This is a genomic window from Granulicatella sp. WM01, assembly GCF_004570605.1.
Taxonomy (GTDB): domain Bacteria; phylum Bacillota; class Bacilli; order Lactobacillales; family Aerococcaceae; genus WM01.
The window spans coordinates 1-209 of sequence record NZ_SPPB01000213.1 but is presented as its reverse complement, the minus strand read 5'-3'; the positions used below and the strand labels follow the sequence as shown (position 1 = coordinate 209).

The following is a 209-nucleotide window of genomic DNA, read 5'->3' as shown; positions in this document are numbered from 1 at the left end:
TTTCACAGGNCATCGTTTTATGACAACAAGTACATTGATAACGTCTCATTTTTAAATGTAATTTAGTGGGATTTTCATAAATAGGTAATAATTTTATTTTTCTTAAATAACTCCCATAACGAATCAGCTGATTATGCCCACAATGATGACATTTTTCTATTTTTCTTTCCCAGCTGGCATGAATAATATGATATTTAATATGATGTTGC

The 209-nt window shown here is 28.8% G+C and carries 1 protein-coding gene; it reads right to left on the bottom strand.

Annotated elements, in window-relative coordinates:
* A partial coding sequence (locus E4T68_RS09195; RefSeq protein ID WP_135126105.1) for a transposase family protein occupies positions 1 to 209 on the bottom strand: 209 nt, incomplete at both ends.